Annotated in this window: 13 protein-coding genes; 3 read left to right on the top strand and 10 right to left on the bottom strand. The window is 33.0% G+C overall.

What is annotated here, in order from left to right:
• Positions 1–46: 46 nt before the first annotated feature.
• Together fbaA and tamL are read right to left on the bottom strand one after the other, a co-directional pair.
• Positions 47–1,114 (bottom strand): class II fructose-bisphosphate aldolase, encoded by a 1,068-nt coding sequence (fbaA, locus tag P6733_RS16445; protein WP_306354045.1) that lies wholly within the window; start codon positions 1,112–1,114, stop codon positions 47–49.
• Between the two features lie 47 nt (positions 1,115–1,161).
• Positions 1,162–3,705 (bottom strand): translocation and assembly module lipoprotein TamL, encoded by a 2,544-nt coding sequence (gene tamL, locus P6733_RS16440; protein ID WP_306354044.1) that lies wholly within the window; start codon positions 3,703–3,705, stop codon positions 1,162–1,164.
• Positions 3,706–3,744: 39 nt separating this feature from the next.
• Here tamL and P6733_RS16435 point away from each other — a divergent pair, with 39 nt between their 5' ends.
• Entirely contained in the window at positions 3,745–4,473 is a 729-nt protein-coding gene (locus tag P6733_RS16435) for a TrmH family RNA methyltransferase (RefSeq protein WP_306354043.1), read from the top strand.
• On the opposite strand, the gene porT is transcribed toward P6733_RS16435, so the two are convergent.
• The 8 genes from porT to P6733_RS16395 all read right to left on the bottom strand — a co-directional run bounded on the left by porT (position 4,470) and on the right by P6733_RS16395 (position 11,005).
• Positions 4,470–5,159: a type IX secretion/gliding motility protein PorT/SprT gene (porT, locus tag P6733_RS16430; protein WP_306354042.1), complete on the bottom strand. Its 690-nt coding sequence runs from the start codon at positions 5,157–5,159 to the stop codon at positions 4,470–4,472. The genes P6733_RS16435 and porT overlap by 4 nt on opposite strands.
• A gap of 1 nt (position 5,160) precedes the next feature.
• Entirely contained in the window at positions 5,161–5,892 is a 732-nt protein-coding gene (gene ubiE / locus P6733_RS16425) for a bifunctional demethylmenaquinone methyltransferase/2-methoxy-6-polyprenyl-1,4-benzoquinol methylase UbiE (protein ID WP_306354041.1), read from the bottom strand.
• Between the two features lie 562 nt (positions 5,893–6,454).
• Positions 6,455–6,937, bottom strand: coding sequence for a dihydrofolate reductase (locus P6733_RS16420; RefSeq protein ID WP_306354040.1), 483 nt, complete (start codon positions 6,935–6,937; stop codon positions 6,455–6,457).
• Positions 6,937–7,284: a 2TM domain-containing protein gene (locus P6733_RS16415; RefSeq protein WP_306354039.1), complete on the bottom strand. Its 348-nt coding sequence runs from the start codon at positions 7,282–7,284 to the stop codon at positions 6,937–6,939. The genes P6733_RS16420 and P6733_RS16415 overlap by 1 nt, the downstream gene beginning before the upstream one ends.
• Before the next feature lie 203 nt (positions 7,285–7,487).
• Positions 7,488–8,312: a thymidylate synthase gene (locus P6733_RS16410; RefSeq protein WP_306354038.1), complete on the bottom strand. Its 825-nt coding sequence runs from the start codon at positions 8,310–8,312 to the stop codon at positions 7,488–7,490.
• Positions 8,313–8,479: 167 nt separating this feature from the next.
• On the bottom strand, positions 8,480–9,109 hold the full coding sequence (locus P6733_RS16405) for a bifunctional nuclease family protein (RefSeq protein ID WP_306354037.1): 630 nt from the start codon (positions 9,107–9,109) through the stop codon (positions 8,480–8,482).
• Positions 9,110–9,201: 92 nt separating this feature from the next.
• Positions 9,202–10,170, bottom strand: coding sequence for an electron transfer flavoprotein subunit alpha/FixB family protein (locus P6733_RS16400; RefSeq protein WP_306354036.1), 969 nt, complete (start codon positions 10,168–10,170; stop codon positions 9,202–9,204).
• A gap of 88 nt (positions 10,171–10,258) precedes the next feature.
• On the bottom strand, positions 10,259–11,005 hold the full coding sequence (locus tag P6733_RS16395) for an electron transfer flavoprotein subunit beta/FixA family protein (RefSeq protein ID WP_306354035.1): 747 nt from the start codon (positions 11,003–11,005) through the stop codon (positions 10,259–10,261).
• Between the two features lie 453 nt (positions 11,006–11,458).
• Here P6733_RS16395 and P6733_RS16390 point away from each other — a divergent pair, with 453 nt between their 5' ends.
• Both P6733_RS16390 and P6733_RS16385 read left to right on the top strand, forming a co-directional pair.
• Entirely contained in the window at positions 11,459–12,505 is a 1,047-nt protein-coding gene (locus P6733_RS16390; protein ID WP_306354034.1) for a pyruvate dehydrogenase complex E1 component subunit beta, read from the top strand.
• A gap of 64 nt (positions 12,506–12,569) precedes the next feature.
• On the top strand, positions 12,570–15,056 hold the full coding sequence (locus P6733_RS16385) for a DUF5686 family protein (RefSeq protein ID WP_306354033.1): 2,487 nt from the start codon (positions 12,570–12,572) through the stop codon (positions 15,054–15,056).
• Positions 15,057–15,117 lie beyond the last annotated feature (61 nt).

Below are 15,117 nucleotides of genomic sequence, written 5' to 3'. Positions count from 1 at the left end.
GCTATAGAAAATAATAGGCTATATTCTATAACAGCTATCCAAAAATTTACAATGTATTAATGTTGTTTAAATCTGCAAATGCTTGCTCTAATCTTGCGATAAAAGTAAGCTCTCCTTCACGAGCCCATTTTCTTGGATCGTAATATTTTTTATTTGGTTGCTCAGCACCTTCTGGATTTCCAATCTGTGTTCTTAGGTATTCAATATTGTTCACCATGTAATCACGGATTCCTTCAGTGAAAGCGAATTGTAAGTCTGTATCGATATTCATTTTTATAACACCATATCCAATAGCTTCTCTGATTTCTTCTAATGTAGAACCAGATCCTCCGTGGAATACGAAGTCAACAGGGTTGTGCTCTGTGTTGAATTTTTGTTGTACATAATCTTGCGAATTTTTCAAGATTTTTGGAGTCAATTTTACGTTTCCTGGTTTGTAAACTCCATGAACGTTTCCAAAAGCTGCAGCAATAGTAAATTTGTCACTTACTTTTAATAATTCCTCGTAAGCATAAGCCACTTCCTCTGGTTGTGTGTATAATTTAGAACTGTCAACATTTGAATTGTCAACACCATCTTCTTCACCACCAGTGATTCCTAATTCAATTTCCAAAGTCATTCCCATTTTACTCATTCTTTCTAAATAACGTTTAGAAATCTCTAAGTTTTCAGTAATAGGCTCTTCAGATAAATCAATCATGTGAGAACTGAATAATGGTTTTCCTGTTTCAGCAAAATATTTTTCACTAGCATCCAAAAGACCATCAATCCATGGCAATAAATTTTTAGCACAATGGTCTGTATGTAAAATTACGGTTGCTCCATAAGCTTCTGCAAGCGTATGAATATGTTTTGCTCCCGCTACACCACCAGCAATAGCTGCTCTTTGATTTTCATTTGACAATCCTTTTCCAGCATTGAAAAGACAACCACCATTTGAAAATTGAATAATTACAGGAGCCTTAACTTTAGCAGCTGTTTCAAGAACTGCATTAATAGTGTTTGAACCAGTAACATTCACAGCTGGTAATGCAAAACCTTTCTCTTTTGCATATTTGAAGATTTCTTGAACTTGATCGCCAGTAGCAACTCCAGGTTTAATATTATGAGCCATTGTATTAATAATTTAAATTAAGGTTACAAAAATAATAATTTATCTGTTTAGAATGGGTAATTAATTCCAACATTTAGCACTTGCTTGCTAAAGTTATATCCTTTGAACCAACGTCCGCCTTCTTCTCTTGCAGGATCATAGGTCTTGAAACCAAAGTCTAATCGAATTACAAAAAAGTTTAAATCGTAGCGGAATCCTATTCCTGTCCCTACTGCTATTTCTTTAAGTGAACTAATTCCGTTAAAGGTAAAGGTTTCTTCTTCGATATCATCAAATACATTCCAGATGTTACCAGCATCTACAAATATCGCACTATTTAGTTTACCGAAAAGCTTGAATCGGAATTCAGAACTCATCGTTATTTTTAAATTCGCTTCATTAAAATCATTGATTCCTCCACTGCTTCCTGGTCCTAAACTATACGATTGCCATGCTCTAATGTCATTCGAACCACCGGCAAAATAACTACGAGAGAAAGGGATGTTTGATGAATTTCCATACGGTATAGCAATACCTGCGAATCCACGTACTGCAAATACTTGACTTCTACCCAAATCCCAGTGTTTTATAAAATCAACCTCTGTTTTTACATACTGAGAGTACTCCACATTAAAAATAGTACTTTTTCCATCTTCAGATTGTGGCTTGTTCGATAACTTAGACATCAATGAAAGAAAGTTTCCAGCAGTTTCTATCTTAGTCTTGAAAATATGAAAGTCATTGTCGTATAAATCCTTTTTTGTAGATTTTGTATACGTGAAGTTTGAAGCAAAAATAAGGTTGTTCTCAGTTAATCTTTTTCTTCGTTCTTCTATACTACGAATCGTTCTGTAATCAGGAGAGTTTTGTACAATAGGTGTATCTCCATTCAAGGCATCAACGATAAACTCTGTGGTTCCACTTTCAATAATCAAGTCTTGACCTTGTGGTAAATAGTTGTATTCTTTTGCTAAGTTATTTAATCGATTATAAGATGATCCATATACATTAAAATAGTTGGCAATATTTACGTTACGTACGTATTGAATATTGATTAAATCAAAACGGGTTGTTACATTTCTCTTTGGATTCCAATTGTAATTAATGATACCCGTGAAGCTTTCTTTGTCCAAACCAATATTTTGCTGTTTAGCAATACCAAAACTCATTATGGTAGATGGAATCATTGTTTTAGGAATAATTCGTTCCGTATTAAAAGGTAAAAAGATTCGAGGGAAATTTAATTTAATATCGGCTCCATATTCTGAAATGTTGAAGAATACGCCATTTGGATTAGCTAAATCGCGTGAAGAACCAATGTTTCCTCGAGCTGCAATTTCTAAGGTTTCTGCTCCTCTAAAAATGTTACGAATGGAAAGAGACATCGTTCCTGCAATTCCGAAATCCTGAATATTAGAATGTGTGACGTCTAGACTGGCTCCAAAACTATATTTCTTTCGAGGCGTTAAAACGATATTGGCAATTAAACTTGTGGCTGTACTATCTCTAGGATCTTCTACATACTGTATAGAAGGGTAGTTGAAAATTCTAAGATTATTTAAATAACGATACGTTAACGCCTTTCTGAAATCACTATAGGTAGAACCTTTGTTAATGAAGATGGCATCCGTAATTGCCTTGGGTCTATAGTTGAGTTTATTGGTGCTATAGAGATTAAAATCATTGTAGGTAATACTATCAGCAATGTTTGTTTTCTTGTCGGTGCCCGTATTATTGGTAAAGATGTTTACTTCACTAATCTTATATATTTTAAAAGGCTTTTTTACAGTAGAATCTCCTTCACGGATGGAACGATCACTAATGATTAATTGTACGTTTGCCTTATAATTTGTGTTTACAGTATCAATATCATAGGTAACATTATTCTGTTGGAAATAATAAACCCCTCTGTTTCTGAAATTGGTCGTAATTCGATCTCTTTCCTTATCGAAATTTGCAGTTTCATATTTCTGCCCTTTCTTAATTAAGGTAGCCGATTTTGTCTTTTCGTATAATGAATCTAGCTCTGGTGTACTTATTCTAGTAGCAATTGAATCGACGATATAAGGATTACCCGTTATGATGTCATAATTAATCATCGCTTTTTTATTCGGAAGCGTATCAATTTTAAAACTAGTTTTTACATTGAAATACCCCGTGTTGAAATAATACGCTTTTAATCGATTGATAGATTTTTTTGCACGTGCTTGATCTACTATTATAGGTGGCTCTCCTGTTTTCTTTAAGAAATTACTAAAACCAGATACTACGAATGATTGTCCAAGACGCTCCACTTGTTTTTCTGATAATAAACCAGTTAAGGTTTTATGCCAACCCGGATTTTTCTCTAACCAAGCATTGTAGGAAGAATCAGGATTAGGTTTGGCAAGGTTATATAAGCCTAAACGCAAACGATATCCTAGTAATGTACTATTGGGATGTTGGTATAATTGATTACTATTTGTTTCGTCTTTAGAGACTACTCCATTGACTGAAATAGTGTTTTTTGTCAGTAGGTGTTTTCCATTAGGAACACGTTTTACGCTATTACAAGAGTAGATAATTACTCCAAATAGAATAAATAATGATATTTTTGCTAGATTCTTTTTCAAAGGATAGTCGAATATTTAATTCAAAAGTACATTTTTTCTATGGTTAGTAAAAATCAAATAAAACTTATAACGAGTTTACAGCAAAAAAAATATAGAAAACAACAAGGTTTATTTATTGCCGAAGGTGCAAAAGTAATTCAAGAATTATTAGAATTCAATTTTGAATTAGAACTATTGTTTGTAACCGAAGATATTTTTTTGGAAGTTCCCGCTCCTAAAAGGAATTTGACTGATGATGCTTCATTGAAAAAGATTACGGCTTTGACTACTGCAAATAATTGTTTGGCTGTTTTTAAAATCCCTGTGAAGAAGGAAACAATTGCACAAGAAGGCTTAATTATTGCCTTAGATGATATTCGTGATCCTGGTAATATGGGAACGATTATGCGATTGTGTGATTGGTTTGGTATCAAGCAAATCGTTTGTTCTGAGCAAACGGTCGATATTTATAATCCTAAAGTGGTTCAGGCAACCATGGGTTCTATTGCTAGGGTGAATGTTACAGCCGTTGATTTGAATGATTTTTTGAAAACAACTCAATTACCTGTTTTTGGAACATTCATGGATGGGGATTCAATATACCAACAAAAATTACCTTCTGAAGGAATTATTATAATGGGTAATGAAGCTAATGGAATTTCAAAAAGTGTGGAAGATTTAATTTCGCACCGCTTAACGATTCCAAGGTTTGGTGATTTACAACAAACGGAAAGTTTGAATGTTGCTACAGCCACAGCTATTATTCTGAGTGAGTTTAGACGAAATTAATGGAAAGTGAAATTTACAAAAACACCTCTTGTTTTCATAGATCCAATATTGCTGGTCCATTGACTGTTAGGGTCATTGTCGCGAATTAATTCGTCATTCAATCCAAATACTCCACGGATAGAAGGGGAGAATTTGAAGTATTCAAAATAAAGATCGATTCCAATACCAAGCTCATAGTTATTGGTCCATTTGTTCATTCTGAAACGATTACTCACGTTATCATCTTTAGAATCAGAATTACTGGATAAGTTCATAGATGTTGAAAAACCACCTACAAGATAAGGTCTTATGTTTCCTGTGCGTAAAGAAGAAATCTTAAGTAATAATGGAAAGTGTAGGTAAGTTGATTTTACCTGACGTAATGCATCAACGGGATCTGCAATATTTGGGAATAATAAGTCACGTTGTGTGTAATACAATCCAGGTTCAAATCGAAGGTTTAGATATTCATGAAGACGTAAATCTCCGACTAGTCCAACGTTGAAACCAGTTGTTCCTTTTACCTGAACTTCTTCTCCAGCATTTTTATAGTCAAATTTAAAATCATAGGCATTGAATCCTAAAAAATAACCCCAATGGATTCTTTGCTTGTCAAAGTTTTCTAGATTGATAATTGGCTTCTTTCCAAATTGCGCATGGCAATTTAGAGCAAGAATTAAACCTATAATTGTAAATATTTTTCTCATATTACTTTTTAGATGCAGAATATATGGTGGCCGCACCAAAAGTTTGTGGCCTATCTATTACCTCTATAAACCCAATTTTTCTCAAAATATTGTTCAACGCTTCTCCGTATGGAAAAAGTGATGCTGATTCTGATAAATAGGCGTAGGCTGATTTATCTTTTGAAAATGATTTACCAATTAAAGGTAATATTTTTGAAGTATAAAAATTATAAAATTGTTTATAAGGGGCTTTTGTTGGGACTGAGGTCTCAAGAATTACAAAAATTCCATTTGGTTTTAAAACACGTAATATTTCAGATAGACCTTTTTCAAGGTTTTCAAAATTACGAACACCAAATGCTACAGTAATTGCATCAAATGTATTGTCTTCAAAAGGAATAATCTCAGAATCACCTAATACCATTTCAACTCGGTTAGTTAGGTTTTTTTCTGCAATTTTTTTCTTTCCTACTTCAAGCATTCCGGAAGATATGTCTAATCCAATTATTTTGGAAGCTTTTGTCTCAGCCATTAAAATAGCTAAGTCACCTGTACCTGTAGCAATATCTAATATATTAGAAGGATTTGTATCCGATACTAGTTTTAAAACTTTCTTACGCCACTTTATATCGATTCCAAATGAAATGACTCTATTTAAGCCATCGTATTTTTCGGATATAGTATCAAACATTTGAGCTACCTGTTCTTTTTTGCCTAATGTTGAGTCTTTGTAAGGGGTAATATTTTTTGACATTATTTTTTAATTTGCGCAAAGATAAGATAAACTTTACGATTCTTTAAATGAGATTGTATTAATGTTTTAAGCTAATTTTTTGATTTCTTTCTCCTCACTAAATTTAGTGATATTTTAAAAATACTAAAATATTGGTATTGTGAGATTCTTCTAATAACTGCAATTTTACATCATAGGAAATATCATGTTATCAGGAAATTTATAGCTGAATTAAATGGGTATTAGTGGTAATAGTTCTTTCGTTTTTTTTGTTAATTATATTGGTAACGGATTCATTAATTATATAGCAGAAATTGGAGTGCAACAAACGTTCTTTGGGTTAAATTTGTTTTTGGAAATTCTAGTTTTTTTGGTCTTTCTTACCTTTGTGGTATTTGGTATTAAAGGCTTCTTTGAGAAATATTCTCATAAATTTGCCAATTTAATAATATTCATCTCTGGAGTATTATTAGCTGTATTGATTTTTGTATTAAGTTATCAAGTATTATTAATAGAATAGGCCATATATTCTATAACATGTAGTTTTTTAGTTTTTAAACATCCCGATACATCGGGATGTTTTTTATTTTTTACTATACGTCTGAAATGTAAAGTCGTATTTGTGCTTCTCATCTATAGGATGATATTCTTCATGGTCTAAATTCCATTTATTTTCTTCTATTTCTGGAAAAAAAGTATCGGCTTTAAACTCACCATTTACTCTGGTTAATTCAATCTTATCAGCATATTTCAATGCTAAATTGTAGATTTCACCACCACCTATTACATATACTTCTTTTTCTCCTTTAGAGATTTCTAAAGCCCTTTCTATGCTGTCTACAATAATACATCCCTCTGCCTTGTAATCCGCTTGACGCGTAATGATAATATGAGTTCGGTTGGGTAATGGCTTAGGAAAACTTTCAAAAGTCTTTCTTCCCATGATGATAAAATGATCTGTTGTCAATTGTTTGAACCTTTTAAAATCATCAGGTAAATGCCATAAGAGATCGTTGTCTTTTCCAAGCTCGTTGTTCTCCCCTGCAGCTGCAATCAGTATTGTCATTATAATGTATCGTTTTTTAGTGTATTATCCTCAACTTGTTTTTCTAGTTTTTGTATTTTTTTCTGTTGAAGAGCAACAAGTTTTTCAATGTGTTGTTTTTCCCAGTTCTTATTCATAAAACTTTCAGTGATAAAAACTCGGATAACATGGAGGATGAATAAAAATGCCCAAGCTGTAATAGCCCATACAAACCAATTGTATTGCTCGCCTATATGCAGAAATTTATTAATAATGATCAGAAACACACTTCCTACCAGAAACAATATGAAGTGAAAATACAAGCGTTTCTTCTGTTTTACTCTTCTACGAGCATAATCGTATAATTCAAACTGATTGTTGTTTTCCATGGTATCTTCTAATTTTAGAAAATAAAGATACTAAAAAAAGGATTTTAAATTTAACAGTTTTTGAAATTGTTTCAAAGAATTATATGTTTATAAAACGCTAAGTTATTGTTTTGATTGTCTTTACAAGTATTTTCAATGTTTTTGGTTCAGACGTGTTTTATCTATAGGATAACTCCAATTGAATAAGTAAAAGAAAAAACATATTAAACTGCTACAGCTCCTTTAATGTGTGGATGAGGTTCGTATCCTTCTAAGGTAAAATCTTCAAATTTAAATTCGAAAATATCTTTTATATCCGGATTTAAGATCATTTTTGGCAAAGCCTTTGGTTCGCGGGATAATTGAAGTTCTAATTGTTCAAGGTGATTGCTATAGATATGTGCATCTCCAAAAGTATGGATAAAATCTCCAGCCTCTAATCCGCAAACTTGTGCAATCATTAAGGTTAATAATGCATAAGAAGCGATGTTGAAGGGAACTCCCAAAAAGATGTCGGCACTTCTTTGGTATAATTGACAAGACAATTTACCATCTGCTACATAGAATTGAAAAAAAGCATGACAAGGAGGAAGTGCAACTTTTCCATTCGCTACATTTTCTGCAAATGATTTGGTTGTATCCGGTAGTACGGATGGATTCCATGCAGAAACCAGCATTCTACGGCTATTTGGATTTGTTTTTAGGGTTTCAATTACTTCAGAAATTTGGTCAATGTGTTCGCTGTTCCAGTCACGCCATTGGTGTCCATATACAGGTCCTAGTTCGCCATTTTCGTCAGCCCAATCATCCCATATTTTTACGCCATTTTGATTAAGATAACCAATGTTGGTATCACCTTTCAAAAACCAAAGTAGCTCGTATACGATAGATTTTAAGTGTAATTTTTTTGTTGTGACCATAGGAAAGCCTTTGCTTAAATCAAATCGCATTTGGTAACCAAAAACACTTTGTGTTCCCGTTCCCGTTCTGTCTCCTTTTTGGTTTCCGTTCTCTAAAACGTGTTGTACCAAATCTAAGTATTGCTTCATCTTTACTATGGTTTGTGGTAATAGCGTACTATTATTTATATGGTGCAAAAATAAGGGTTGTATGTGAGTATACAACTATATGTCTTGCTATTAGAAATATACCTCATTTTGGATTATAAAAATAAAAGATTTTTTAGAGTATTACAAATGCCTCTTGTTGACTTTTATTAAGACTCTCTTTTTGAAATTTCATCTCTAATTTTCACAGCCTTTTCATATTCTTCATTCTGAACGGCACCTTCTAATAATTCGTGCAATTCTTGTAAGCTATATTGACTGTAACCCTCTTCTATTGGTTCATCCTCATTATCTAAACCAAAAGTTTGTGGAGTTGTTAGTATATCATCATTGTCGGCATTTGCTTTGTCGGCTTCCAATGGATTTACTTTCAAATAAATTCCTGCTTTGTCAAGGATGTTTTTGTAGGTGAAAATAGGAGCATTGAAACGAAGGGCTAATGCGATTGCATCGGAAGTACGAGCATCGATAATCTCTTCAATTTTATCTCTTTCACAAATTATACTGGAATAAAAAACACCGTCGACAAGTTTATGAATAATTACCTGTTTTACAACTACATCAAAACGATCTGCAAAGTTTTTGAATAAATCATGTGTAAGCGGACGAGGTGGTTTAATTTCTTTTTCTAGGGCAATAGCTATAGATTGAGCTTCGAATGCGCCTATTACAATGGGTAGTTTTCTATCGCCATCTACTTCATTGAGGATGAGTGCATACGCGCCATTTTGCGTTTGACTATAAGAAATACCTTTAATAGTTAATTTTACTAAGCTCATATTGAATTGTTAAAACGAAAAAAGGGCTATCTAGACAAAGATAATACTATCCTTGTTTAGATAGCCCTTAAGGGGGCACAATTTATAAAAAATTATGAATTGTGAGCTTTAAATTCTTTTAATTTTTCAATTAATTTAGGAACAACATCAAAAGCATCTCCTACAACACCATAGTCAGCAACTTTAAAGAAAGGAGCTTCTGGATCGGTATTGATTACTACTTTTACTTTAGAAGAGTTTATCCCTGCAATGTGTTGGATTGCTCCCGAAATTCCGATAGCAATATATAAGTTGGCAGCAACAGGTTTTCCTGTTTGTCCTACGTGTTCACTGTGAGGTCTCCATCCTAAATCTGAAACTGGTTTAGAACAAGCTGTAGCAGCACCTAATACTGAAGCTAGCTCTTCGATCATTCCCCAGTTTTCTGGACCTTTTAGTCCTCTACCAGCAGAAACAACAATTTCAGCATCTGCAATAGTTACTTTACCAGTTACTTTTTCAACACTTTCCACTTTAATATTGAAATCAGCATCATTTAATGATGGACTGAAATCTTCTTGTGATGGTGTTGAGCTGCTTTCAAAAATACCGTAAGAGTTTTTACCAATAGCTAAAACTTTTACGTCTGTTGAAATTTCAGTAATAGTGAAGGCTTTGTTTGAGAATGCATTTCTTTTTACTAAGAAAGGAGAAGTGCTTTCTGGTAGTGCCACAACGTTAGATGCATATCCAGCTTCTAGTCCGATTGAAACTAGAGGAGCGATATATAAACTATCTGTAGTGGATGATAATAAAACGATTTTTGAACTTTCTTTTTGAGCTGCTTGTTTGATCGTATCTGCATACGCCTTAGCGTTGAATTTAGATAATTTATCATTTGAAACTTTCAAAACTTTATCTACTCCGTATTTTGCAAGTTCAGATACGTCGTCTGTATTGATTGTTAAAGCTGTTACTGTAGTTCCTGTTGATTCAGCTATTTTTTTTGCATATGAAGCTAATTCAAAAGCTACTTTTTTGAATTTTCCTTCTGCTGATTCTGCATATATTAATATTGACATGATTGTTTAGATTTTAAAATTAGACAGTGCTCTGTTTTCAATCTATTTCGTTTAATGGAAATGTAATGATTGATTTGGAGAATGAATATTAGATTACTTTAGCCTCGTTGTGTAATAAGTTGATTAATTCATCTAAATTATCTGCACTTACTAATTTCACTGCTGATTTAGGAGCTGGTTTTTCAAACTTTACAGTTTTAGTGTTGTTTGCAGAAGCAACTGGCTCTAATACTGTCAAAGCTTTTTGTCTTGCCATCATGATTCCTCTCATGTTTGGAATACGTAAGTCTTTTTCTTCTACTAATCCTTTTTGACCACCAATGATTAAAGGTAATGTAGTGCTAAGTGTTTCTTTTCCACCATCGATTTCTCTAATTACTTTAGCATTAGTACCATCAACTTCTACACCGATACAAGAGTTTACGAAATTACTTCCTAATAATCCTGCAATCATACCTGGAACCATTCCACCGTTGTAATCTAAAGATTCCTTTCCAGCAATAACTAGATCGTAACCTCCATTTTTAATTACTTCAGCCAATTGTTTTGCTACGAAGAAACCATCAGTAGGTGTAGCATTTACACGAATCGCTTCGTCTGCTCCAATTGCTAATGCTTTTCTTAATGTAGATTCTGTATCTGGACCGCCTACGTTAACTGCTGTTACTGTTGCGCCTTGTTTTTCTTTGAACCAAATAGCTCTCGTTAAACCAAATTCATCATTTGGATTAATTACATACTGTACTCCGTTAGTGTCAAATTCTGAATCCCCATTCGTAAAATTAATTTTGGAAGTAGTATCAGGGACATGACTGATGCAAACTAATATTTTCATTGTATTTAAAGTTATAATGTTTGTAATAAGTGTCACGAAATTAATAATTTTATTTGGAATAAAAACTATGCATGCATAATAAATATTTTATTTGTAATAAAAAGACGTAAAAAAGAGGAATAATTTTGAATAACGTTCTTTAGATTTTCATATCGTAAAAAAAAAGGAGTGTTAAGAAGATAATTAGAGTGCCCAATTATCAAATATTTAGCAAAAAAAGGGGCTTTTTACTAAGAATTTATTGGGGTTATTAAAAAAGATTTTTTGTTGAAAAAAAAATTTAATAAAAAATAAAAAAACTTGGAACACCTAAGTTTTGGGAGGAAGAAAAGAAGATGATTTGATGATTGAAATTATAATATGTAAATAATAGGGATTGATTTTTCGAAATAGAGGAGTGTTATTTGCTGGTTTTTAATGTAAAAAGGAGAATGTTTACTTTATTTAAACTTTATGCCTTTAAGTGATTTAAAATTTTTATTTTTGCCTTTCATTAAAAATGGATTAAAGAAAACAATATATATGAGAACGATACAATTTAGAGAGGCTATTTGCGAAGCAATGAGTGAAGAGATGCGTCGCGATGATACAATATATTTAATGGGTGAAGAAGTAGCAGAATATAATGGTGCTTACAAAGCTTCAAAAGGTATGTTGGATGAATTTGGACCAAAGAGAGTTATTGATACACCAATTGCCGAATTAGGTTTTGCGGGTATTGCTGTTGGTTCTGCGATGAATGGAAATCGTCCGATTGTGGAGTACATGACTTTCAACTTCTCATTAGTAGGAATCGATCAGATTATTAATAATGCTGCAAAAATGCGCCAAATGTCAGGTGGACAATTCTCAATGCCAATGGTATTTAGAGGGCCAACTGCTTCTGCTGGACAATTGGGAGCAACACACTCTCAAGCTTTTGAAAACTGGTTTGCTAATACTCCAGGTTTAAAAGTAGTAGTTCCATCGACAGTATATGATGCAAAGGGGTTATTGAAATCTGCAATTCGTGATAATGACCCAGTTATTTTCATGGAGTCTGAACAAATGTATGGTGATAAAGGTGAAGTGCCTGAAGGGGAATATACTATTCCATTAGGAGTTGCTGATATTAAACGTGAAGGAACAGATGTAACAATTGTATCTTTTGGTAAAATTATTAAAGAAGCTCATATAGCTGCTGAAGAATTAGCAAAAGAAGGAATTAGCTGTGAAATTGTAGATTTAAGAACAGTACGCCCAATGGATCACGATACGATTTTAACTTCTGTTAAAAAAACAAATCGTTTAGTAGTTCTTGAAGAAGCATGGCCATTTGCAAGTGTTGCTTCAGAGATTACTTATATCGTACAAGAAAGAGCATTTGATTATTTAGATGCACCAATTCAAAGAATTACTACAGCAGATACACCAGCACCATATTCTCCAAATTTATTAAAAGAGTGGTTGCCTAATGCAGAAGATGTAATTAAAGCTGTGAAAAAGGTTATGTATAAATAAAAAAATATCAACTATATTTGGAACTTCATCAGAGATATAAATCTGATGAAGTTTTTTTTTGCCTATGAAGAAGAATGTGTTTTTTAGTCTTTGCCTTTTGTTATTGATTGCGAATCAGATTTTTGCGCAAACAAAAGTAAGTGGTATTGTGGTTGATGAATATGATAGACCTGTAGGGTATGCTAATGTCAACTTTAAATCCACTAATGAAGGAGTTATCACGAATGAAGATGGACGATTCTATTTAGAATCAAAAACGAATCATTCTGCAATTGAAGTTTCTTTTATTGGATATACTTCACAGACTTTGCAATTGGATAAGTCCGTAAATTATAATGTTAAAGTAGTTCTTGAAGAAGGAGAAAAACTTCAGGAGGTGAAAATCTATGGCGGTAAAACGTCGAAGAAGAATAACCCGGCGATAGACATTCTTCGGAAGATTTGGGCAAGAAAAAGGAAAAATGGATTGCACCAGTTTAAGCAATACCAAATGGACAAATATGAAAAGGTGGAGTTCGATATGAATAGTATCGACAGTGCTTTTATGAAGAAAAAAATCTTCAAAGGCATGGAATTCATTTTCAAACAAATTGATACTTCGCATGTAACGGGGAAAACATACTTGCCAATTTTTATAAACGAATCCCTTTTTCAAGTCTATGGCGATAATACCACAGGAAGAAAAAAAGAGATTACAATTGCCAATAAAAATTCTGGATTTAACACCAATCAACAGATTATTGCCTTTATCAAAGATTTATATGCAGAATATGATATCTATGATAATTACTTAAATTTCTTTGATAAGAGTTTCGTAAGCCCACTTTCAAGAACAGGTATTGATGTGTATAATTACGTTTTGGCTGATAGTACTTTTATCGATAAGAAATGGTGTTATAACATTGTCTATTATCCTAGACGAAAAAATGAGTTGACTTTCAAAGGAGATTTTTGGGTAAATGATACCACTTGGGCCATCAAGAAAATTAATATGCAGGTGACTAAAAGCGCCAATATTAACTGGGTGAAGGAAATCTATATTGAGCAAGAGTTTGAGGTTTTAAATGATTCTGTGTTTCTTTTGACACGTGATCATATGATGTCCGACTTTAGTTTTTCTAAAAAAGAAGAGTCCAAAGGGGTTTATGGTAAACGTACAACCTTATTCCAAAATCATAAATTCAATATTGTGAAACCAAATGAGTTTTACAAAGAAGAAGTGAATTTCTTTGACCCAGAAGTACATAAAAAGAGTGATGAATTTTGGGAAGCCAATCGTTTTGAGTCCTTGAGTAAAGATGAAAAAGGAATTTACAAAATGCTCGATACTTTACAAACGGTCAAGAAATTCCAACAATTATACAATCTAGCGTCGATACTCGGAAGCGGTTATATTCAAAAAGGACATTTTGATTATGGACCTATTTTCTCAACGTTTGGTTATAACGAAGTAGAGGGAATCCGACTGAGAGTAGGAGGGCGAACCTATTTTGGACAAAATGATATGTGGCGTTTACAAGGATATACAGCCTATGGATTTTCGGACAATCAATTTAAATATGGTATTTCTGGAAAATGGTTAGTAGATAAGAAAAGCCGTTTGATACTATCTGCGGGTAATCGAAGAGATATTGAACAAATAGGGGTGAGTTTGACCACGACAAATGACGTATTGGGACGAAGTTTTGCTTCCAGTTCGTTATTCTCCAGTGGGACAAATGATAAGTTAACCTCGATTAATTTGACAATGGTTTCAGCGGAAATTGAACCGATAAAAAACCTAACATTTCAAACTGGATTCTCTTATCGAACATTAAAATCAGCTTCACCGACCTTTAGCTTGGATTATTTTATAGACCGAGCAAATGGAATTGTTGCCGAAGAAGTAAAGCAGTCCGAATTGAATATTATGATTGACTATACACCAAAGCGTAAAACGGTAGGTTATGGCGTAGAACGCACTTTGGTAGATTATAATTTCCCACGTGTATTTTTGAATTTTAGTCAAGGTTTAAAAGGTGTTTTAGACAGTGATTTTAAATATGAGAAAGTACAGTTATATTATAGACAACCTATTATTATTGGAGCATTAGGACGATTATTTACTACTCTAGAGTTAGGTAAAATTTACGGAGAAGTACCTCTAGGATTAATGGGAGTTGTACCAGGAAATCAATCGTATTTTATTATCGATAATACATTCAACCTATTGAACTATTACGAGTTTACAACCGATACATATGCTTCCTTCCAATTAGAACACCACTTCAATGGAAAAATATTATCCAGAATCCCAGGATTACGTAATTTAAACCTGAGAGAGATTGTAGGAGTAAAAGGAATATACGGAACAGTTTCCGATAAAAATAAATTGCTGAATGCATCGGGATTAGACTATGTTGCTCCCGAAAATGTATATTGGGAATACAATGTTGGAATTGGAAATATATTTAAAGTTTTTAGAATAGATTTCAGTTGGAGAGGTAGCTACCTGAATACGCCAGATACAAATAAATTTGGAGTGAAAGGATCTTTCGGATTTTATTTCTAAAAGACAGATACAGAGTGAAATTTACAATAAAATAATGTTGTAATAAAGATGCAGTTTCTTT

It is taken from the genome of Flavobacterium aerium (assembly GCF_030766725.1).
GTDB lineage: Bacteria > Bacteroidota > Bacteroidia > Flavobacteriales > Flavobacteriaceae > Flavobacterium > Flavobacterium aerium.
The sequence above is the reverse complement of the archived record's forward strand: the minus strand, read 5'-3'. Positions and strand labels throughout refer to the sequence as shown.